Raw genomic sequence first — 18,930 nt, forward strand, 5'->3', positions numbered from 1 at the left:
GTTGTGACCCCCTCGGGGGGCCGGTCAGTCAGAAATTCACCACCAGATCGGGCGCCACCTTCAGCAGCTGTTCCCGGAAAATCCCCTGGATCCGCGCCAGGCTCTGCTCGGACTCCGCCTCGAACCGCAGCACCAGCACCGGTGTGGTGTTGGACGCCCGGCACAGTCCCCAGCCATCGGCGTAGTCGACCCGGACACCGTCGATGGTGCTGACGCTGGCCTCGCCAAACGCCCCTTCGTTGGCCAGGCGCTCGACGATGTCGAACTTGCGGCTTTCCGTGACTTCGACGTTCAGTTCCGGCGTACTGATGTCCTCCGGAAAATCCCCGAACACCTCATCGGCGTGGCGATCCTCAATCCCCAGGATCTCCAGCAGACGGGCGGCGGCGTACAGTCCGTCATCGAAGCCGTACCAGCGTTCCTGGAAGAAGATATGACCGCTCATCTCTCCCGCCAGCAGGGCGCCGGTTTCCTGCATCTTGGCCTTCATCAGCGAGTGGCCGGTCTTCCACATGATTGGCCGGCCGCCGGCCTCGGTGATGACGCTGGCCAGGCGACGGCTGCATTTCACGTCAAACAACACATCCGCGCCGGGGTTGCGGGATACCACGTCCCGGGCAAACAACATCAGCAGCCGGTCCGGCCAAATGATCTTGCCGGAGTGGGTCACCACCCCGAGCCGGTCGCCGTCGCCGTCGAAGGCAATGCCGAGGTCGGCACCTTCCGACTGCACCCGGGCGATCAAATCCACCAGGTTCTCCGGCTTGCCCGGATCCGGATGGTGATTTGGAAAGTCGCCGTCCACCTCGCAGTACAGGGGCACCACCTCGCAGCCCAACTCCTCAATAAGCATCGGGGCCAGCTCGCCGGCGATGCCGTTACCGGCATCCACCACCACTTTCAGCGGAGCCGCCACGGCGATGTCCCCAACGATCCGATCCAGATAGGCCCGACGCACATCCTGGCTCGACTGGCGGCCCTGGCCACGGGCCAGATCGCCGTTCCGGACACGCTGGTACAGGGCCTGAATGGCGTCGCCGGACAGCGTCTCCCCCCCGAGCATGATCTTCAGGCCGTTGTAGTTGGCCGGATTGTGACTGCCGGTCACCATCACCCCGGAGCCGGTCTCCAGCTGGTAGGTGGCGAAGTACAGCACCGGCGTCGGCACGGCGCCGACATGGATGACATCGCAGCCGGCGGCCATAACCCCACGGGCCAGGGCATCCGCCAGTTCGGGGCTGGAATGGCGGCCGTCGTAGCCCACGCACAGGCTCGAGACACCCCGCGCCAGGGCCTCCGAGCCGATGGCCCGGCCAATCACCTCGACCCCCTCAGCGGACAGGGTCTCGCCGACGATGCCGCGAATGTCATAGGCCCGGAAAATCTCCGGCGCCAATTCAACCGCCGGCGCGGCCACCTCTTCCACCACCAGAGCCTCGTCCCCGGCCAGGGGAGCGTCGCCGCCAAACCCCAGCACATCCTCATCGCCGTCCAGCATGTCGATATCGGGCATGTCGGTGTTCTGGAACAGGGGCTCCTCCACGACCTCGGAGGCGGGTCCAGAAGCCGGTTTGGGACGGGCCGACTCCGAGGCCTTGGCCACCCGTTTCTCCACCATCTGGGCGATGCGGAACAGCACTTCACCAAGGGACCCCACCAGGTCCCAGTGCGCGCCCGGCAGGCGGGCCTTGTCGCCGGCAAACACCTTATGCGCCCACTGGATGAGTGCCGACACATCCGCGCGCAGGGAGCGCTGGGCGTTGCCCAGCAGGCCCCACACCAGGATCGCCGCAACCAGTGCCGGCAGGCCGACAAGCAGCGCCAGCCAAGTCAAACTGACCGGCGGTTCCGGCAGCCGGGCCGGCGTGTACTGCACCGACCAGTCCGGGTTCATCAGGGTGCGGGATAATGACGGCCCCGAGCCGGCACCCTGGCTGGCCACCGTGCGCGAGGTGCCAGCCACGGTCTGGATCAGCGCCAGCCGGCCACCGAGATCGGCGTCGGTCACGGTGAGCAGCGCCTGCAGCTCCTGGGTATCGAACACCACCAGCAGGCTACCCATCACCGCCTGGCTGACCGGGTTACGCACCGCCGTCGCGATCTGGAGAAACCAGCGGTCGTCCCTGGGGAAGGCGTCCGGTAGCAGCGGCCGCCCGGTTTCCGCCCGGCGCACCAGCTCCAGGCCGGCGAAGCCAAGCAGGGGCTTGTCCGGAGCGGACCTGGGAACCTCGCGAAAGGGAAACAGATAGACCGCCTGGATACCCGGCAACGCCCGGGCCAGCTGGGCCTCGGCGGCATCCAGGGATACCGGGCTGGCCAGTGCCTCCCGCACATAGGCCTGGCTGGCGAGGCCGTCGACGCTGCGCTGAAGCCAGGTCAGGTACTGGTTCAGACGAAAGGCCGCCCCTTCCACTTGGTGACTGGCTTGGCTGCGCAGGCGCTTATCGACGGTGGGCTGGATTGCCAGGAAATACAGCAACACCACCGACACCACGCCAGCCAGGAGCACCACCAGGGCCTGGCCCAGGGCCACCGACCCCAGGCGCTTGAGCCGGCGCTCCGGGCCCTTGGCCTTGGCGGCGGCCTTGGCCGACGGCTCCGCCGAAACCTCGTCCGTTTTTTTCTTCCTACCGAGCTTCATAGTCCATCCCGCCGTTGTATTTTTTTCGAACTGGACAAGCAGTTACCCGCAAAAGTATAGACCTCGCACCTGACTTATGCGTGACAGCGGGCGCCTCAGTGGCGGCCGGTGGAGCCGAAGCCACCCGCCCCCCGGGCACTCGTCTGGAAATCCGACACCAGCTCGAAATCGGCCTGGACCACGGGGACCAGAACCATCTGGGCGATGCGTTCGCCCACCGTCACGGTGAAGGAGGTGTTGCCTCGGTTCCAGCAGGAGACCATCAGCTCGCCCTGATAGTCGGAGTCGATCAGGCCGACCAGGTTGCCTAAAACAATGCCATGCTTGTGGCCCAGGCCACTGCGGGGCAGGATCATGGCGGCCAGGCCAGGGTCGCCGATGTGGAGGGCCAGGCCGGTGGGAATCAGGGCCGTTTGGCCCGGCTCCAGGGTCAGCGGGGCCTCCAGGCAGGCCCGCAGATCAAGGCCGGCGGAGCCGTCGGTGGCGTATTCTGGAAACGGGATGGTGGTTCCGATCCGGTCGTCGAGAACCCGGACCTGCAGGGTTTTCTTGCTCATGCGCTCTTATCCATCTGTTCACTGATCAGCGCGACCAGGCGGGTCGCGATGGCTTGCTTGCTGTCCGGGCCGATCTGCGCCTGACCGCCGGGCCAGAACACGGTGACGGCGTTGCGATCGCTGTTGAACCCCAAGCCGGGAACCGACACGTCGTTGGCGACGATCATGCGCAGGTTTTTCCGCGCCATCTTGTCGGTGGCGTAACGGGCCACGTCCCGGGTTTCCGCCGCGAACCCCACCGTGAACGGCGCGCCCGGACGGGCCGCGACCGTTGCCAGGATGTCGGGGTTGCGCACCAGCGACACGGTCAGGGTCTCGGAGGATTTCTTGATCTTGTCACCGGCGCGGTTCTGGGGCCGGTAATCGGCCACCGCCGCCGTCGCCACGAACAGATCGCAGCCTTCGTCCACCGCCGCCAGGGTGGCCCCAAGCATGTCCTCCGCCGTCACCACCGGGCGCACCTCGACTCCGGCCGGCGGCGCCAGGCTGACCGGACCACTGACCAGGACCACGCGGGCACCGGCGTCCCGGGCGGCCTCGGCCAGGGCGTAGCCCATTTTTCCGGAGCTGTGGTTGCTGAGGTAACGCACCGGGTCCAACGGCTCCCGGGTCGGCCCGGCGGTAATCACCACGCGGCGTCCCCGCAGGATCCCCTCCAGAGCCCTCTCCGACGCTGGCGCCAGCAGGCGCGCCGCCAGCTCCGCCGGCTCCAACATCCGGCCCGGGCCGGTATCGCCACAGGCCTGCTCGCCCTGGTCCGGCCCCCACAGGCAGACCTGGGGGTCGTCCCGCAACAGGGCGACATTGCGCTGGGTACGGGGGTTTCGCCACATGGCTTGGTTCATCGCCGGAGCCAGGATAATGGGCGCTTCGGTGGCGCAGCAGACGGTGGTCAACAGGTCATCCGCCAGGCCCTGCGCCAGCCGGGCCAGGAAATCGGCGGAGGCCGGTGCCACCACCACTTGGTCGGCCCACTTGGCCAGTTCGATATGCCCCATTCCGGCTTCCGCCTCGGGGTCCAGCAACGAGGTCCTGACCGGTTCGCCGCTCAGTGCCTGAAAGGTCAGCGGCGTGACAAACGCCTCCGCCGCACGCGTCATGACCACGCGGACCTCGCAGCCCGCTTTTTTCAATAACCGGACCAGCTCCGCGCTCTTGTAGGCCGCGATGCCGCCGGTGATACCCAGTAGAATTCTCTTGGCGCCCATACCGGCTCCATAGTGCCCAGAAACAAAGGGGTAATACGATAGCACGCCCGCCCGGCGACAGCAGCCGGAACGCCATCGGGAACGTTTACGGCATGTTACTTTTTCAAGTAACCTTTGTAACCTTGAATTCCACCGGGGCAGGACGCCCCAGACACGCAAGGACGCCGAGCGATGCCAACCACCCCCTGGCCCGAAGACGAGCGCCCGCGCGAGCGCCTGCTCGCCCACGGCGCCACTGCCCTTTCCGACGCCGAACTGCTGGCTATTTTTCTGCGTACCGGCACCGCCGGCATGCCGGTAATGACACTGGCCCGACACCTGATTCACCGTTTTGGCAGCCTGCGTGCCCTGATGGCGGCCTCACACCGCCAGTTCTGCGCCGTCCGCGGTCTGGGCACCGCCAAGTACGCACAGCTCCAGGCCGCCATGGAAATGGCGCGCCGGGTGATGGACGAACCACTGCGCCACGGCGACCCGCTGCAATCCCCCGCCGATACCCGGCGCTTTCTCGCCAGCCGCCTGGGCACCTATCCCCACGAGGTGTTCGCGGGTCTGTTCCTGGATAACCGTCACCGGGTCATCCAGTACCGGGAGCTGTTCCGGGGCACCATCGACGGTGCCGCCGTCTACCCCCGGGAAGTGGTCCGCCAGGCACTCGAGGACAACGCGGCGGCGGTGATCTTCGCCCACAACCACCCGTCCGGCGTCGCCGAGCCCAGTCAAGCTGACATCGCCCTGACCCGGCGCCTGAAGGAGGCACTGGACCTGGTGGATATCCGGGTTCTTGACCATATGGTGATTGGCCACGGTGAGGTAATATCCCTGGCCGAACGCGGATTGATGTGAGCGGCGGCGGCCCCGGCCGGCGCACTGGCCAATTTCCCAACAATTTTTTGCGTTGGGCGGGCAGTTCTGGTATAAAAGCGTCCCTTTCTGGCGGCGTCTGGCAGACAGCGCTCCGTATTCAAGGCGCGGGCAGGGAGTTGCAGGCTCCCCGGACACCAGAGACGCACTAACACGAATTCGTATTGATAGAGACCACTGCTCAGGTCGGAGGCAAGTATGTCCAGAGTTTGTCAGGTTACCGGTAAGCGTCCGGTCACCGGTAACAACGTATCCCACGCGATGAACCACACCCGTCGTCGTTTTCTGCCGAATCTGCAGAACCACCGTTTCTGGGTTGAATCCGAGAAGCGTTTCGTGAAGCTGCGCGTATCCGCCAAGGGCATGCGCATCATCGACAAAAAAGGTATTGACGCTGTGCTGGCCGACATCCGTGCCCGCGGCGAGAAGGTATAAGGAGCCGCATCATGCGCGAGAAGATCAAGCTGGTATCCTCAGCAGGCACTGGTCACTTCTACACGACCACCAAGAACAAGCGTAACACCCCGGAAAAAATCGAGATCAAGAAGTACGATCCGGTGGTGCGCAAGCACGTCGCCTACAAGGAAGCCAAGATCAAGTAATTCTTGGCAGCACAGGCACAAAAAAACCCGGCCCGGCGCCGGGTTTTTTGTGCCTGTCGTCAGAACTTCTCCAGGTAGCCCTTGGGCAGCGCCACGTCCATGGCAATGGGCAGGTGGTCGGACAGGGGGTAACTGACCACCTCCGAGCGACGAATCTCCAGGGTCGGACTAACCAGGATATGATCCAGGGCCTTTTCCGGGCGCCAGCTGGGGAAACTGTGGGCGGTGGGTGGCAGGGGTACCAGGTCGGTTTCCTTCAACGGCGTGTTGTTGAGCAGCTCCTCGGCGTGGTTGTTCATATCCCCCATCAAGACCACGTGCCGGTAATCGGCGATCAGCTCCCGGATATACCCCAGTTGCCGCTGCTGCGCAGCCCGGCTCAGCGACAGGTGCATCAGCACCAGTACCAACGGGTCGCTCCGGTCGCCGTAGCGAGCCACAATCGCACCCCGGCCGGGAATCAGGCCCGGCAGGCGGTGCTCGGTGACATCAAGCGGCCGGAACCGGCTGAGCAGGCCATTCGAGTGCTGGGCGATCTGCCCCAAGTTGCGGTTCAGCTGCTGATACCAGTATGGGATCCCGGCCGCCTCGGCCAGGTACTGCACCTGGTTAATGTAGCCGCTGCGCAGACTGCCACCGTCACACTCCTGCAGCGCCACCACATCGTAGTTGCTGATCAGCCGGGCGATTCGGTCCAGGTTTTCGATGCGGTTGCGATAGGGCAGCACATGCTGCCAGCTGCGGGTGAGATAATGTCGGTAGGAGGCGGTGTTGATTCCCACCTGAATATTGAACGTCAGCAGTCGAAGGTGCCGGTTCGGCTCGAATTCCGGCACATGGTCGAGGCCGGAGCAGCGCCCCCGGGGCGGCCGGGGTTGCTCCAGCTTCAGCAGTCCGTGAATCTGGTTGCGAATGCGCTTGTACATAGTCCGGCGGTCCCATCCTGACACCCCCGGGACACCGGCGGCGCCGGAGCCGGGCCGCCGGTTCCCGGGTCAGTTACCGGCGTTGTGTTCCTTCTCGACCAGGTAATCAACGACTTTCAATACCGCTTCGTGGCTGCCGGCCATGCTGGCGGTCACCACGTACTTGCCATTCACCAGCATAGACGGTGTTCCGGTAATGCGCGCGCCCCGGACTTTGGCCTGGGCCTGTTGCAGCTTGGCGTTCACGCCAAAGCTGTTGTACGCCTTCAGGAATTCATCCGGGTCCACGCCGTATCCGGCCACGAATTTCGCCAGTGACTCGCCGTCGTTCAGGGGCCGGTGCTCGCCCGCCAGGGCATCAAACAGGGCATCATGAACCTTGTCCAGCTGCCCCAGCGCCTCCAGAGCGTAGAACGCCCGCGCGTGGGGCTCCCAGGAACGCCCCAGTGCCGCCGGGATGCGCACGTAATGAACATAGTCCGGCGCCTGGGCTTCCCAGGCCTCCGCCAGTGGCTTGAACCGGTAGCAGTGGGGGCAGCCATACCAGAACACTTCCGCCACCTCGACGCCATCCGTGCTTTCGGTGTGCACGGGAGTTTCCAGCTTGCGATAGTGAACGCCCTCTTGCCAGGTCTCCGCGTTCGCTACCCCGGCAAAAGCCATCGCCAGGGACAGGATGGCCACCACTCCGAAGGATCTGATCATGAAACGTCTCCGATCTGCCTGATTTTGTGTCGGGGATTATGACCCACGCCAGGCCAAAAGTTCTACAGCCGGGCCCCAGGGTCGCATTACAGCATGGTAAGACTGGCCCAAAAAAAACCCCGCATCGCGGGGTTTTTCCATCGGCCGGACCCGGTCAGTGCAGGCCGGATACGTAGTTGGCCACAGCCTCGATCTCAGCGTCGGTGAGCCGGGAGGCCACGTCCATCATGATGGACGAGTTGGCATCGGTGGCCCGGGTGCCGTCACGGTAGGCTTTCAGTTGCTTCATCACGTACTCGGCGTTCTGACCGCCCAGAGCCGGGTAACCGCCCGGTTCGTTACCCTTGCCCTGCGGGTTGTGGCAACCGGCGCAGGCCGGTACGCCGGAGGCCAAGTTACCCCCACGATACAGGGCCGCGCCCCGCTCGATCAGATCCGGGTTGGCTTGGCTGACGATCATTTCCTTGCTGTCAAAAAAGGCCGCGAGGTCCTGCAGATCCTGGTCGGACAGATTGTTCAGCAGGCCGGTCATTTCCGGTACCACCCGCTTGCCGGCCTTGATGGCCTTGAGCTGGTTATACAGGTACCGTTCACCGAGACCGGACAGCTTCGGGTAGTTGCCCATCACCGGCTTCTGGCCGCCCTGACCATGACAGCCGGCACACACTGCTGCATTCTGTTCACCTGCCTGAGGGTTTCCGGCTCCGTGCGCCAAGGTCGTCAGGCTTACACCAAGAACCACTCCTGCGATCAGTTTTTTCATGCTCGCTCCGCTTCTCTCATCTTTTAATAAAGGTGTTCTTCATATGCAGCCGGCAGGCGCTGACCAGGCAGGCTCAAAACCGGGGCTGACAGCGGCCGCGCGCAGCGCGCCGCCCGGAATTGGTGTAGCATTATACATTAATCGCCAACAACTGAAATCCAAAGGAAAGCCAACCGTTGTGGACCCTGATCTGACTCAAAAATCCCTCTCTTTCAACAGTGCCCGGTTCCTGCTCAGCGCCTCCCGCCTCGACGAATGTCCGCCCGATGTCGGCGCCGAGGTGGCCTTTGCCGGCCGCTCCAACGCCGGCAAGTCCAGCGCTCTGAACGCCATCACCGCCAACGGCAAACTGGCCCGGACGTCCAAGACCCCGGGACGCACCCGCCTGATCAACTTCTTTTCCCTGAACCGCGAGGGCTGCCGGCTGGTGGACCTGCCCGGCTATGGCTATGCCAAGGTCTCCCGGGACATGAAGGATGACTGGCAGCAGCACCTGGGCCACTACCTCAACGAACGGCGCTGCCTGCGGGGCCTGGTGCTGGTGATGGACATTCGCCATCCGCTGACCGACTTCGACCAGATGATGGTGGACTGGTGCGAACACAACCAGCTGCCCCTGATGGTGCTGGCCACCAAAGCGGACAAGCTGAAATTCGGACAGGCCAAGACGGCCATGCTGACCATTGCCCGGAAGCTTCAGGCTTATCGCTGTGTCCAGCACCAGATCATGTTCTCGGCCACCACCAAGCGGGGCGTCGACACCTGCCGGGAGGCACTGAGTCAGTGGCTGGAATCTCCGGAAGCCTGAACGAAAAAACCGGCCTGCCTTGCGGCAGACCGGCAAAACGTCAGGGTTTGCGACGTGCTAAACCTGAGCTTTCGCTCAGAAGACGCAGGAAAGTCCGAGTTTCCAACGTCACTTGGTTAGAGCCGCCAGGTCAGGGGAAGTTCCCCGAAACGCCGCTTTTTTGATCAAAATTTCGACTTTTACCTACCTAACGATCAGCCGGCGACCGGTTCAACGGCCACCCGTCGGGGCCGATACTTTTCCCGCAACGCCAACACGCGCTCCCGGTAGGCCGGCGTGAGATAGGGAATCTCCAGGGTCAGGACCTGGTAGATCCCCTGCTTCAGCTCCGCCAAGCTGAGCCCCGAGGGACCGTCCGCGGCATGGGCGGTCTTCAGGTAGGCCATCCAGTTGGTGATCACCAGCCATACATTCAGGGACATGGCCCGGCGCAGCTCCTCGGGCTGGGGCTCGATGATGCCCGCTTCCGCCATTTTCTCGAAAATCAGTGTGATGGCCGCCAGACAGCGTTCGGTGAATTCGCGGTAATCCCGGCGCAGGCGGGGATCGCTGTCCAGCAGGTACTCCAAGTCACGGTGGAAAAAGCGGTAGCTCCAGAGCCCGTCGAACACCGACTCCAGATAAAAGGTAAGGTCATCCAGCGTCAGCGCGCGATCCTCGGGGATGTCCAGATAATAGTCGACGAGCTTCTCGTAGGCTTGGAAGATCTCATAAATGATGTCGGACTTGTTGCGGAAGTGGTAGTACAGGTTGCCCGGGGAAATCGCCAGGTGCGCGGCGATGTGATTGGTGGTGACGTTGCGTTCGCCCCGTTCGTTGAACAGTTCGAGGCTGGCGAGCAGGATCTTGTCTCTGGTTTTCATGATACCTGGGACACTTATTGTTGTTGACCCGGTGTCTGGCCCGATCGGCCATCACCCCTGGCTTGACTCCCTAGAGTATATACTCTAATAATACCCCTGAACGCAAATTGCCCATTTTTTGGACAGCCGACAACAACAGGCAATCGCAGCCGGTCGGCTGCGCAGGGGAGAACGCCATGGCAGCCACCGTCGTCCAGCTCACCGAAAGCAAGAAGCACATCCAGCACACCCACCGTGTCTTCGAGGCGCAGAAACGGGCCTTCCGCAACAACCCCATGCCGTCGCTGACCGAGCGCCAGGACAACCTGCGACGGCTCAAGCAGGCCCTGCTGGACCACAAGGACCGGCTGGTGGACGCCATCGACCGGGATTTCGGCTGCCGCTCCCGGGACGAGTCCCTGATCGCCGAGGTGATGCCGTCGATCCAGGGCATCAACTATACCCTTCGGCACCTGCGCGAGTGGATGGCACCGTCGCGGCGGCACGTATCCATTCTGTTCCAGCCGGCCAGCAACAAAGTGTACTACCAGCCCAAGGGCGTGGTGGGCGTGATCGTCCCCTGGAACTACCCGCTGTACCTCGCGGTGGGCCCGCTGGTGGCCTCGCTGGCAGCCGGCAACCGGACCATGATCAAGATGTCCGAGTATACCCCTCACACCTCCGCCCTGTTCCGGGACATCATGGAAGCCACCTTTCCGGAGGACCTGGTGTCGGTGATCAACGGCGAAGCCGACGTGGCCGCCGATTTCTCCGCCCGCCCGTTTGACCACCTGTTGTTCACTGGCTCGACATCGGTGGGCAAGCTGGTGATGCGTGCAGCGGCGGAGAACCTGACGCCGGTCACCCTGGAACTGGGCGGCAAGTCCCCGGCCATCGTCTCGCCGGACGTGCCCCTGGCCGACGCGGCCCAGCGCATCGCGTTCGGCAAGGCGTTCAATGCCGGCCAGACCTGCGTGGCTCCCGACTATGTGCTGTGCCCGGCGGACCGGGTCAAGGGCTTTGTCGACGAGTTCCGGCGCCAGTTCGCCGCGATGTACCCGAGCCTGCGGGACAACGACGACTACACCGCCATCATCAATGAGCGCCAGTACGAACGCCTGCAAGGTTATCTGGCGGACGCCCGCGACAAGGGGGCCGAGCTGGTGGAACTGAACCCTGCCCGGGAAAATCTGGGCGCGGGCACCCGCAAGCTGCCGCTAACCCTGGTACTGCGCACCACGCCGGATATGAAGGTGATGCAGGACGAGATTTTCGGACCGATCCTGCCCATCGTGCCCTACGGCAGCTTGGACGAGGCCGTCCACTACATCAACGACCGGCCCCGGCCTCTGGCACTGTACTTCTTCGGCTACGACCGGCAACAGCAGCAGCACGTGGTGGACAACACCCACTCCGGTGGCATGTGCATCAACGACGCCCTGATGCACGTGGCCCAGGACGACCTGCCGTTTGGTGGCATCGGCGACTCCGGCATGGGCCACTACCACGGCAAGGAAGGCTTCCTGACCTTCTCCCACCACCGGGCCATTTTCACCAAGCAGAAGTTCAACAGCGGCAAGTTCGTCTACGCCCCCCACGGCACGGCCATGCACCGGCTGGTGTACCGTTTCTTCATCCGCTGACAAACGGCCGATACCCCCAACTGAGACTCGACAACAACAAGAACGCGAGCCCATCATGAACGACCACCCAGACCTGCCGGCCAGCGGTCCGGCCCTGGCCGGTCTGGGTCGCCGGGGCTTTCTGAAAACCGGCCTTGGCGGCGCCCTTGTGCTGGCCGGCGCCGGGCCACTGTCCGGCCCCAAGACTCTGGAAGCCGATGTCGTGGTCATCGGGACCGGCCGGCTTCAAACTGGAGGTCCCGCCCCTGCACCCGGCCATGGCACCCCACGGGTGCGCCTGTTCACCGCGCACCAGATGGGCGGCTGCGCCATGGGCCCGAACCCGGAAACATCGGTGGTCAACGGTTTCGGCGAACACTACCCTGTGAGCAACCTGAGCGTGCACGACGCATCCCGGTTCCCCACCCGTATCGGAGCCAATCCCCAGCTGTCCGTCTACGCCCGGTCGGCCCGGAACAGCCATCACCTGGCCGGCCAGTCTCGGTTTTCCCGTGCCGGTACCCGCGCCGCCGGCACCTACAGATGCCCTGGGAATGCTGGTATCATGGCTGCCAGCGAAGGAAGGAGCTGTGCATGACCAAAGTCGTCTACCCAGGCACATTCGACCCGATCACCAACGGCCACACCGATCTGATCGAACGGGCCGGCCGCATGTTCGACGAAATTGTAGTCGCCGTGGCCCATAACCCGAAGAAGCAGCCGCTGCTCGACCTGGACACCCGGTGCGAACTGGTCCGCAAGGCCACCGCGCATCTGCCCAATGTGACCGTTACCGGCTTCAGCAACCTGCTGGCCGATTTCGTCCGAGAACAACAGGCGTCCGTCATTCTGCGTGGTCTGCGCGCCGTCTCCGACTTCGAATACGAGTTCCAGCTGGCGGACATGAACCGCCGCCTGGCCCCGGACGTGGAAAGCGTCTTCCTGACGCCCGCGAACCATTTGTCGTACATCTCCTCCACCCTGATTCGGGAAATCGCCGCCCTGGGCGGAGATGTGTCGGAATTCGTCGATCCCGCCGTAGCGGCCGCTCTGAAACAGAAGTTCAACTCAGCCTGAGAGGTAACGGAACATGGCCCTGATGATTACCGACGAATGCATCAACTGCGACGTGTGTGAGCCGGAATGCCCCAACGAGGCCATCTCGCCGGGCGACGAAATCTACGTCATCGACCCCAACAAGTGCACCGAGTGCGTTGGTCACTACGACGAGCCCCAGTGCCAACAGGTGTGCCCGGTGGACTGCATTCCGCACGACCCGGAGCACCAGGAAACCCACGAGCAGCTGATGGAAAAATACCATCGCCTGACCGGCAGCTGAGCCCGCGTCGCCCCCCGAAACGCAAAAGCCCCGGCGCGGTTCCGTGCCGGGGCTTTTTCATGCGTGCCATCTCCGGGCGTTACAGCACCGGCGGCAGAGGAAACTCCTCGCCGTTAACGGTGACCACCAGGTCCGCCAGGGTGGCAGCCAGCGTCAGGCGGTCGCCCTCCTGCACCAGCAGCCCCTGCTTGATCAACGGGGCCAGCTGCATGCGCAGCGCGGGATACTCCTCCGCCAGCGCCAGCGGCAGGCTCAGGTCGAGGTTGCCGGACAACCGCTGCATCACCAGCAGCATGGCGGCACGCTCATCCGGCGTCAGTTCCGGGTGGTGAACCTCCGCCTCGGCACGAACCTCCCCCTCCGGTGTCGCCAGGCTGACCCGGGGGAATCCCAGGCTGAAGCCAGCGGCGGCGACATCCTGAAACGACGCCATCAGTTCCTGCATGACCCGCGCCTGGGCCTCGACATCCGGGTCGCCATCGGTCAGCGCCAAGTTCTGCAATCCGGTGAGGGCATTGGAGAAACGATTCCAGCTGTGGACCTCAAGATCATGCAGGACAAACTCCACATGATGCGGACCGTAGCTGCCCTGGGGCAGGGTCAGCTCTGACAAGGTCACGGTCAGGCTGGAGTCCAGACGGCTGCGATCGTCGTGAGCCTCGCTGTCACTCAGAATCGCCAGGCCGGACAGAACCACCGGGGCTCCGGCCCCGGGCCGGACCGACACATTCTCGATACGAAAGGCGCCGCCCCCCAGCCAAAGGTCACCCAACAGGTGCTCCATGGACTGATCCATTTCAATCCCGGCCACGGTCACCTCGGCATCCGGGCCCGTCAGCGCCAGCCGCGGCAATGCCATGAACATGTCCAGCTGAGAACCGGCGTCCCGCGCCTCGAGCCAGGCTTCCCCGGCGCTGGTGGTTAGAACCTCTCCGGAGTTGTCGTCCCGGATCCGGGTTTCGGGGATCGCCAGCGCCAGCCGGGCGGTTCCCCAGACCCGGGATTCCAGCGTCAGCCGGGGGGGCTCCTCCGGAAACCAGTCGGCGCCCTCCGGCGCCCAGCCGGTCGCCGGTTCAAGCACCATCAGGCTACCGGTCATGCCATGACTCACATCCCCCAGGAATTCCAGCCGGCGCTGCTCGTGAGTTTCCGGTAGCGTTACGATCGCCGTCAGGCGCACCCGGGCACCGAGAATACCCCGGTCATACTGTTCGGTTTCCAGCTGCAGGAACGGCTGGGCATCGTTCACTTCGGTGACGGCCTGGCGCCACTGGGTTTCGGTCAGGTAACCCACGCCCCACGGCAGGGCACCGGCAGCGGCCAGCACCACGGCTCCGGCAATGATCCATTTGCGCTTCAAGGAAGGCTCCTTATTGGTTGTCGTATTGGTGTCAGGGTTTGCCCGTCAGACGTTCCAGCAACACCAGCTGGGCAGCGAACCGCTCCTCGCCGTCCGCGGGCTGGTTCTGAATATAACTGCCATCGGGCTGCAAAGACCAGGACTGGCAGTTGTCGGCGAGGTAGGTTTCCAGATCGTCGTGCAGGCGCGCCTGCAATGCCGGGGCCTCGATGGGAAACGCCGTTTCCACCCGACTCAGCAGATTGCGCTCCATGCCGTCGGCGCTGGAACAGTAGAACTCGGGGTGGCCGTTGTTGCCAAAGTAGTACACCCGCGTGTGCTCCAGAAAACGGCCAATGATCGAGCGAACCCGGATATTCTCCGACAACCCGGGCACCCCGGGCCGGAGGCAGCAGATGCCCCGCACGATCAGGTCGATCTTCACACCGGCCCGGGAGGCACGGTACAGCGCCTTGATCAGCTGGGTCTCGGTGAGGGCGTTGAACTTGAAGATGATGCGCCCCTGCTCCCCATGACCCGCTTCCCGCTCGATCAGGCTGATCAGTCGGGAATGCAGGGTGAACGGGGCATGGAACAGTTTCTTGATTTTCAGCGCCTTGCCCATGCCGGTCAGCTGCTGGAAGAGTTTGTTGACGTCATCGCCGATGGACTCGTCGCAGGTCATGAAGCTGTAGTCGGTGTACAGGCGGGCATTGCCGGCATGGTAGTTGCCCGTGCCCAGGTGCACGTAGCGTCGCAGCCGGCCCTCCTCGCGACGGACGATCAGGATCATTTTGGCGTGAGTTTTGTATCCGACCACGCCGTACACCACGATGACGCCGGCTTCCTGCAGCCGGCTGGCCAGCTCAAGGTTCTCCGCCTCGCTGAACCGGGCCCGCAGTTCGATGACCGCCGTCACCTCCTTGCCCCGCCGGGCGGCGTCGGCCAACGCCTCGACGATCTCGGAATCGGCGCCGGTGCGATACAGGGTCTGGCGGATCGCCAGCACTTGGGGATCCTTGGCGGCTTGGCGCAACAGGTCCACCACCGGGCTGAAGTTCTCGTAGGGGTGCAGCAGCAGGATCGGCTGCTTGCGGATGGCGTCGAACATGGATTCCTTGCTGCGGATCTGCCGCGGGATGGCGGGCGAAAAGCCGGAATAGGTCAGATCCGGACGGTCCACTAGACTGCCCACCGCCATCAGCCGGGTCAGGTTCACCGGACCGTGGACCTTGTACAGATCCCGCTCGGTCAGGCCAAACTCCGTCAGCAGGAACTGCACCAGTTCCTCGGGGCAGTTGTCCGCCACCTCCAGCCGCACGCCATCGCCGAAGCGGCGGCTCAGCAGCTCGCCGCGCAGGGCCGAGGCCAGGTCTTCCAGGTCGTCCTCAAGTTCCAGGTCGGCATTCCGGGTCACCCGGAACTGGTAACAGCCCTTCACTTCCATGCCGGGGAAGAGCTCGTCGGCGTGGGCGTGGATCATGGACGACAGGAACACCAGGTTGTCGCCGCCGTCGCACACCTCGTCCGGCAACCGGACCAGGCGCGGCAGGGAACGTGGCGCCGGCACGATGGCCATGCCGGTTTCCCGGCCGAAGGCATCCTTGCCGTCCAGCTCAACGATGAAGTTGAGGCTTTTGTTCACCAGTCGGGGAAACGGGTGCGACGGGTCCAGCCCGATCGGGCTGACCACCGGCAGAATTTCCTCCTCGAAGTATTGGCGCACCCACTCCGCCTGCGCCGGTGTCCACTCCCGCCGGCGCACGAAGTGAATGTTCTCCCTCTCCATCTCCGGAATCAGGACATTGTTGAGGATGTCGTACTGCTCGGTGATGTACTCATGGGCGACCCGGCTGATCTCGCCAAGCACCTGCTCCGGCAACATGCCGTCCGGCCCCACGGTCTCGCGGCCGTATTTCATCTGCTGCCGCAGGCCGGCCACGCGGATTTCAAAGAACTCGTCCATGTTGCTGCTGAAGATGCAGCAGAAGATCAGGCGGTTGATCAGCGGATGGGCGGGATCCAGCGCCTGTTTCAGCACCCGGTAGTTGAACTGAAGCTGACTCAGTTCCCGGTTGAAGTAGTTTTCGCTGGCATCGAGGTCCAGCTCCTGGCTGACCGGTGGCGCCTCCACCGGCGCCGGTACGCTCTGGCTGCCTTCGGCTATCCGTCCCGTGTTTTCCGTTGTCATGCTGTCCTGTTCCGTACTGGTGTTGTGTTCCTCCGGCCGGGAAGCGCCGGTGGCGTGTCAGTAGCCCCGAGCCCGCATCAGCCGCGCGGCGCGAACCGCGAAATAGGTCAGGATGCCATCGGCGCCGGCCCGGCGCATCGCCATCAGGCTTTCCATCATCACCGCGTCGCCGTCCAGCCAGCCGTTCTGGGCCGCCGCCATGTGCATGGCGTACTCGCCGCTGACCTGGTACACGAACGTCGGCACTTGCAGCTCGGTCTTGACCCGCCGCACAATGTCGAGATAGGGCATGCCCGGTTTGATCATCACCATGTCCGCGCCCTCGGCCAGATCCATCGCTGCTTCGTGCAGGGCCTCGTCGCTGTTGGCCGGGTCCATCTGATACGTGGCCTTGTCGGCCTTACCCAGATTCGCCGCCGACCCCACCGCGTCCCGGAACGGGCCATAGTAGCTGGAGGCGTACTTGGCGGAATAGGCCAGGATGCGGGTATTCACATGGCCGGCCGACTCCAGCGCTTCCCGAATCGCCGCCACCCGGCCGTCCATCATGTCGGACGGCGCCACCACATCGGCACCGGCGTCCGCGTGGGACAGCGCCTGGTTGACCAGGGCTTCCACCGTCACATCGTTCAGTACATAGCCGTCATTGTCGATGATGCCGTCCTGACCGTGGGTGGTGAACGGATCGAGCGCCACGTCGGTGATCACCCCCAACGCCGGATGGGCCTGTTTCAGGGCCCGGACCGCCCGCTGCGCCAAACCGTCGGAGTCCCAGGCACCGGAACCGGAGAGATTCTTTTTCTCCGCCGGCACCACCGGGAACAGGGCCACCGCCGGAATCCCCAGGGCCACCCACTCGGCGGCGGCCTCCACCAGCAGATCGATGCTCAGACGTTCCACGCCCGGCATGGATGCCACCGGCTCGCGCTGGCCCTCGCCCTCGAGCACAAACACCGGGTAGATCAGGTTGTCCGGCGTCAGCTGGTGCTCCCGGACCAACCGGCGGGAAAACGCACTGGCCCGGTTGCGACGCAGTCGGGTGGCGGGAAAGACGCGGGGAGTAAGACTGGGCACGGGTAACCTCCTGACACGATTGACGATGGAAACCATCAGCGGGCCGGATCGGCCGGCGGGCACTGACCGTGCCATGATACACCCCTGGCGCCCCGGGTTGCAGTGACCCGGGCAACCCTAGCGACCGCGCGTGTCGGTTTCATGACAGTCGCCCGTGCCCGGCACGGCTCTTCCAGGCCGGCAGGCAGTCGCGGAGGTTGGAAACACGAAAGCGTGGACGAAGGGACAGCGAATGGGGAAACGAACCAACAGAGAAACCGGAGGACAGGGCCGGCCCTGTCCTCGCGGTCAGCCTGACTCAGATGGAACGGTTGTTGAAACCGACTTCCACCTTGCGGGGCGAATCGGAACGGAAGTGGGTATCCACCTGCTGGATTTTGCCCCCCCGTTCCAGGAAAGCCTGGATGTCAGCCTCGAGCTGGGCCCGCACCCGGGCCCGACTGGCGATGGAGTGCGTATCCTCGCTGTCGCTCCCCCAGCCGCCGGACTGCTCCAGATTGCTTTCGTCGAATTCACTCATGGTCTTCTCTCCATCAACGAAAACAGGACTGTGAAACTGGTCTGGTAAGCGCCGTTCACGCGCTCGGCAAAGACACTGCGCCTCGACGAATACACCGCCGAAGAAACCGCCTGCGGCCTCGTCTTGGCGTCTTTATAATCCCGTTTTTGTGACGACGCTATTTACTGACAACGCTTTTTTTGTAATTTTTTGTAAATAAAAATAAGTGATTGATTTTCATGATGATAATAGAATAACTCACAGCCAGAGTTCGTTGACACAAAAAATGAATAATGATTCACTACTTCAAAGGAGCTCGCATGGCCTATCGTGAAACGGAAAAAATGCGCCAGCGCAAGGCCCAGGCGCGCCAACGCATCATCGACAGCGCCTGGGCGTGCGTGGCCAGCGGCGGCTTCCGGAACGCGCGCATCACCCGGATTGCCGGCTTGGCCGGGGTCGCCACCGGCACCATCTACCGCCACTTCGAATCGCGGGAGGATCTGTTCGCGGAGATCTTCCGCACCGCCACCCAGCGGGAGGTGGACAAGGTGGCGGAGGCCTTGCACGGCCCGGCGGACGCCGCCGCGCGCCTGGAGGCGGCGCTGCGACGCTTCGCCGAACGGGCCCTGCGCGCGCCCACCATGGCGTGGGCCCTGATCGCCGAGCCGGTCGACCCGCAGCTGGAGGAGGAGCGGCTGCTCTATCGCCGGGCCTATGCCGAGCTCTTTGAAACAGCGATCCGGGAAGGTATCGAAGACGGCAGTTTTCCGGACCAGGACGCCCGCCTGAGCAGTACGTGTCTGGTCGGCGCCATCGCGGAAAGCCTGGTTGGGCCCCTGTCACCGACGCTGTCGGGGCAGGCGACACTCGCCAATATCGACAAAAAACGCCTGGTCGACACCCTTCTGGCCTTCTGCCTGCAGGGATTGACCGGCACCAGGAGGTAG

At 63.9% G+C, this 18,930-nt stretch carries 19 protein-coding genes and 1 pseudogene; 9 read left to right on the top strand and 11 right to left on the bottom strand.

Annotated features, from left to right (window positions below; genetic code table 11):
* Window positions 1-28 precede the first annotated feature (28 nt).
* The 3 genes from BTO32_RS18220 to coaBC form a co-directional block, all read right to left on the bottom strand.
* Window positions 29-2,641, bottom strand: a complete 2,613-nt coding sequence (locus BTO32_RS18220) for a phosphomannomutase/phosphoglucomutase (protein ID WP_076724955.1) — start codon at window positions 2,639-2,641, stop codon at window positions 29-31.
* A 95-nt stretch (window positions 2,642-2,736) separates the two neighbouring features.
* Window positions 2,737-3,198 (bottom strand): dUTP diphosphatase, encoded by a 462-nt coding sequence (gene dut, locus BTO32_RS12540; RefSeq protein WP_076724956.1) that lies wholly within the window; start codon window positions 3,196-3,198, stop codon window positions 2,737-2,739.
* Complete coding sequence (gene coaBC / locus BTO32_RS12545) at window positions 3,195-4,406, bottom strand: bifunctional phosphopantothenoylcysteine decarboxylase/phosphopantothenate--cysteine ligase CoaBC (protein ID WP_076724957.1); 1,212 nt, start codon at window positions 4,404-4,406, stop codon at window positions 3,195-3,197. The genes dut and coaBC overlap by 4 nt, the downstream gene beginning before the upstream one ends.
* A gap of 171 nt (window positions 4,407-4,577) precedes the next feature.
* Between coaBC and radC the strand changes: the two genes are divergently transcribed.
* The 3 genes from radC to rpmG all read left to right on the top strand — a co-directional run bounded on the left by radC (window position 4,578) and on the right by rpmG (window position 5,872).
* Window positions 4,578-5,252 carry a RadC family protein gene (gene radC / locus BTO32_RS12550; protein WP_076724958.1) on the top strand — a complete coding sequence of 225 codons (675 nt, stop codon included), beginning with the start codon at window positions 4,578-4,580 and terminating at the stop codon, window positions 5,250-5,252.
* A 216-nt stretch (window positions 5,253-5,468) separates the two neighbouring features.
* The gene (gene rpmB, locus BTO32_RS12555) at window positions 5,469-5,705 is read left to right on the top strand and encodes a 50S ribosomal protein L28 (protein WP_076724959.1); all 237 of its coding nucleotides are present in this window, start codon (window positions 5,469-5,471) and stop codon (window positions 5,703-5,705) included.
* Window positions 5,706-5,716: 11 nt separating this feature from the next.
* The gene (gene rpmG / locus BTO32_RS12560; protein WP_076724960.1) at window positions 5,717-5,872 is read left to right on the top strand and encodes a 50S ribosomal protein L33; all 156 of its coding nucleotides are present in this window, start codon (window positions 5,717-5,719) and stop codon (window positions 5,870-5,872) included.
* Window positions 5,873-5,931: 59 nt separating this feature from the next.
* Here rpmG and BTO32_RS12565 read toward each other — a convergent pair whose 3' ends face one another.
* The 3 genes from BTO32_RS12565 to BTO32_RS12575 all read right to left on the bottom strand — a co-directional run bounded on the left by BTO32_RS12565 (window position 5,932) and on the right by BTO32_RS12575 (window position 8,266).
* Window positions 5,932-6,798 (bottom strand): endonuclease/exonuclease/phosphatase family protein, encoded by an 867-nt coding sequence (locus BTO32_RS12565; RefSeq protein ID WP_076724961.1) that lies wholly within the window; start codon window positions 6,796-6,798, stop codon window positions 5,932-5,934.
* Window positions 6,799-6,867: 69 nt separating this feature from the next.
* On the bottom strand, window positions 6,868-7,503 hold the full coding sequence (locus BTO32_RS12570) for a thiol:disulfide interchange protein DsbA/DsbL (RefSeq protein ID WP_076724962.1): 636 nt from the start codon (window positions 7,501-7,503) through the stop codon (window positions 6,868-6,870).
* Between the two features lie 154 nt (window positions 7,504-7,657).
* Window positions 7,658-8,266 carry a c-type cytochrome gene (locus BTO32_RS12575; protein WP_076724963.1) on the bottom strand — a complete coding sequence of 203 codons (609 nt, stop codon included), beginning with the start codon at window positions 8,264-8,266 and terminating at the stop codon, window positions 7,658-7,660.
* A 178-nt stretch (window positions 8,267-8,444) separates the two neighbouring features.
* Between BTO32_RS12575 and yihA the strand changes: the two genes are divergently transcribed.
* A complete protein-coding gene (gene yihA / locus BTO32_RS12580; protein ID WP_076724964.1) occupies window positions 8,445-9,074 on the top strand; it encodes a ribosome biogenesis GTP-binding protein YihA/YsxC in 630 nt (209 codons plus the stop codon).
* A gap of 194 nt (window positions 9,075-9,268) precedes the next feature.
* On the opposite strand, the gene BTO32_RS12585 is transcribed toward yihA, so the two are convergent.
* The gene (locus BTO32_RS12585) at window positions 9,269-9,937 is read right to left on the bottom strand and encodes a TetR/AcrR family transcriptional regulator (protein ID WP_076724965.1); all 669 of its coding nucleotides are present in this window, start codon (window positions 9,935-9,937) and stop codon (window positions 9,269-9,271) included.
* A 176-nt stretch (window positions 9,938-10,113) separates the two neighbouring features.
* Between BTO32_RS12585 and BTO32_RS12590 the strand changes: the two genes are divergently transcribed.
* The 4 genes and pseudogenes from BTO32_RS12590 to BTO32_RS12605 all read left to right on the top strand — a co-directional run bounded on the left by BTO32_RS12590 (window position 10,114) and on the right by BTO32_RS12605 (window position 12,877).
* On the top strand, window positions 10,114-11,559 hold the full coding sequence (locus tag BTO32_RS12590; protein WP_076724966.1) for a coniferyl aldehyde dehydrogenase: 1,446 nt from the start codon (window positions 10,114-10,116) through the stop codon (window positions 11,557-11,559).
* Window positions 11,560-11,827: 268 nt separating this feature from the next.
* A pseudogene (locus BTO32_RS12595) lies at window positions 11,828-12,031 on the top strand (GMC oxidoreductase); the annotation flags it as partial.
* A gap of 101 nt (window positions 12,032-12,132) precedes the next feature.
* The gene (gene coaD, locus BTO32_RS12600) at window positions 12,133-12,615 is read left to right on the top strand and encodes a pantetheine-phosphate adenylyltransferase (protein ID WP_076724967.1); all 483 of its coding nucleotides are present in this window, start codon (window positions 12,133-12,135) and stop codon (window positions 12,613-12,615) included.
* A gap of 13 nt (window positions 12,616-12,628) precedes the next feature.
* Complete coding sequence (locus BTO32_RS12605) at window positions 12,629-12,877, top strand: YfhL family 4Fe-4S dicluster ferredoxin (RefSeq protein WP_076724968.1); 249 nt, start codon at window positions 12,629-12,631, stop codon at window positions 12,875-12,877.
* A gap of 79 nt (window positions 12,878-12,956) precedes the next feature.
* On the opposite strand, the gene BTO32_RS12610 is transcribed toward BTO32_RS12605, so the two are convergent.
* The 4 genes from BTO32_RS12610 to BTO32_RS12625 form a co-directional block, all read right to left on the bottom strand.
* Window positions 12,957-14,237: a DUF945 family protein gene (locus tag BTO32_RS12610; RefSeq protein WP_084206842.1), complete on the bottom strand. Its 1,281-nt coding sequence runs from the start codon at window positions 14,235-14,237 to the stop codon at window positions 12,957-12,959.
* A 31-nt stretch (window positions 14,238-14,268) separates the two neighbouring features.
* Entirely contained in the window at window positions 14,269-16,407 is a 2,139-nt protein-coding gene (ppk1, locus tag BTO32_RS12615; protein ID WP_076724969.1) for a polyphosphate kinase 1, read from the bottom strand.
* Window positions 16,408-16,464: 57 nt separating this feature from the next.
* Window positions 16,465-17,517, bottom strand: a complete 1,053-nt coding sequence (gene hemB, locus BTO32_RS12620) for a porphobilinogen synthase (RefSeq protein WP_076725105.1) — start codon at window positions 17,515-17,517, stop codon at window positions 16,465-16,467.
* A gap of 262 nt (window positions 17,518-17,779) precedes the next feature.
* A complete protein-coding gene (locus BTO32_RS12625; protein WP_076724970.1) occupies window positions 17,780-18,001 on the bottom strand; it encodes a hypothetical protein in 222 nt (73 codons plus the stop codon).
* Window positions 18,002-18,300: 299 nt separating this feature from the next.
* On the opposite strand from BTO32_RS12625, the gene BTO32_RS12630 reads away from it, so the two are divergent.
* Complete coding sequence (locus tag BTO32_RS12630) at window positions 18,301-18,930, top strand: TetR/AcrR family transcriptional regulator (protein ID WP_076724971.1); 630 nt, start codon at window positions 18,301-18,303, stop codon at window positions 18,928-18,930.

The sequence above is a fragment of the Marinobacter lutaoensis genome (assembly GCF_001981305.1).
In the GTDB taxonomy this organism is placed as follows: Bacteria; Pseudomonadota; Gammaproteobacteria; order Pseudomonadales; family Oleiphilaceae; genus Marinobacter; species Marinobacter lutaoensis.

Excerpts from the sequence above, each read along its gene's own strand:
- BTO32_RS18220 (WP_076724955.1), bottom strand. The coding sequence starts at position 2,641 with ATGAAGCTCGGTAGGAAGAAAAAAACGGACGAGGTTTCGGCGGAGCCG.
- dut (WP_076724956.1), bottom strand. The coding sequence starts at position 3,198 with ATGAGCAAGAAAACCCTGCAGGTCCGGGTTCTCGACGACCGGATCGGA.
- coaBC (WP_076724957.1), bottom strand. The coding sequence starts at position 4,406 with ATGGGCGCCAAGAGAATTCTACTGGGTATCACCGGCGGCATCGCGGCC.
- radC (WP_076724958.1), top strand. The coding sequence starts at position 4,578 with ATGCCAACCACCCCCTGGCCCGAAGACGAGCGCCCGCGCGAGCGCCTG.
- rpmB (WP_076724959.1), top strand. The coding sequence starts at position 5,469 with ATGTCCAGAGTTTGTCAGGTTACCGGTAAGCGTCCGGTCACCGGTAAC.
- rpmG (WP_076724960.1), top strand. The coding sequence starts at position 5,717 with ATGCGCGAGAAGATCAAGCTGGTATCCTCAGCAGGCACTGGTCACTTC.
- BTO32_RS12565 (WP_076724961.1), bottom strand. The coding sequence starts at position 6,798 with ATGTACAAGCGCATTCGCAACCAGATTCACGGACTGCTGAAGCTGGAG.
- BTO32_RS12570 (WP_076724962.1), bottom strand. The coding sequence starts at position 7,503 with ATGATCAGATCCTTCGGAGTGGTGGCCATCCTGTCCCTGGCGATGGCT.
- BTO32_RS12575 (WP_076724963.1), bottom strand. The coding sequence starts at position 8,266 with ATGAAAAAACTGATCGCAGGAGTGGTTCTTGGTGTAAGCCTGACGACC.
- BTO32_RS12585 (WP_076724965.1), bottom strand. The coding sequence starts at position 9,937 with ATGAAAACCAGAGACAAGATCCTGCTCGCCAGCCTCGAACTGTTCAAC.
- BTO32_RS12590 (WP_076724966.1), top strand. The coding sequence starts at position 10,114 with ATGGCAGCCACCGTCGTCCAGCTCACCGAAAGCAAGAAGCACATCCAG.
- coaD (WP_076724967.1), top strand. The coding sequence starts at position 12,133 with ATGACCAAAGTCGTCTACCCAGGCACATTCGACCCGATCACCAACGGC.
- BTO32_RS12605 (WP_076724968.1), top strand. The coding sequence starts at position 12,629 with ATGGCCCTGATGATTACCGACGAATGCATCAACTGCGACGTGTGTGAG.
- ppk1 (WP_076724969.1), bottom strand. The coding sequence starts at position 16,407 with ATGACAACGGAAAACACGGGACGGATAGCCGAAGGCAGCCAGAGCGTA.
- hemB (WP_076725105.1), bottom strand. The coding sequence starts at position 17,517 with ATGGTTTCCATCGTCAATCGTGTCAGGAGGTTACCCGTGCCCAGTCTT.
- BTO32_RS12625 (WP_076724970.1), bottom strand. The coding sequence starts at position 18,001 with ATGAGTGAATTCGACGAAAGCAATCTGGAGCAGTCCGGCGGCTGGGGG.
- BTO32_RS12630 (WP_076724971.1), top strand. The coding sequence starts at position 18,301 with ATGGCCTATCGTGAAACGGAAAAAATGCGCCAGCGCAAGGCCCAGGCG.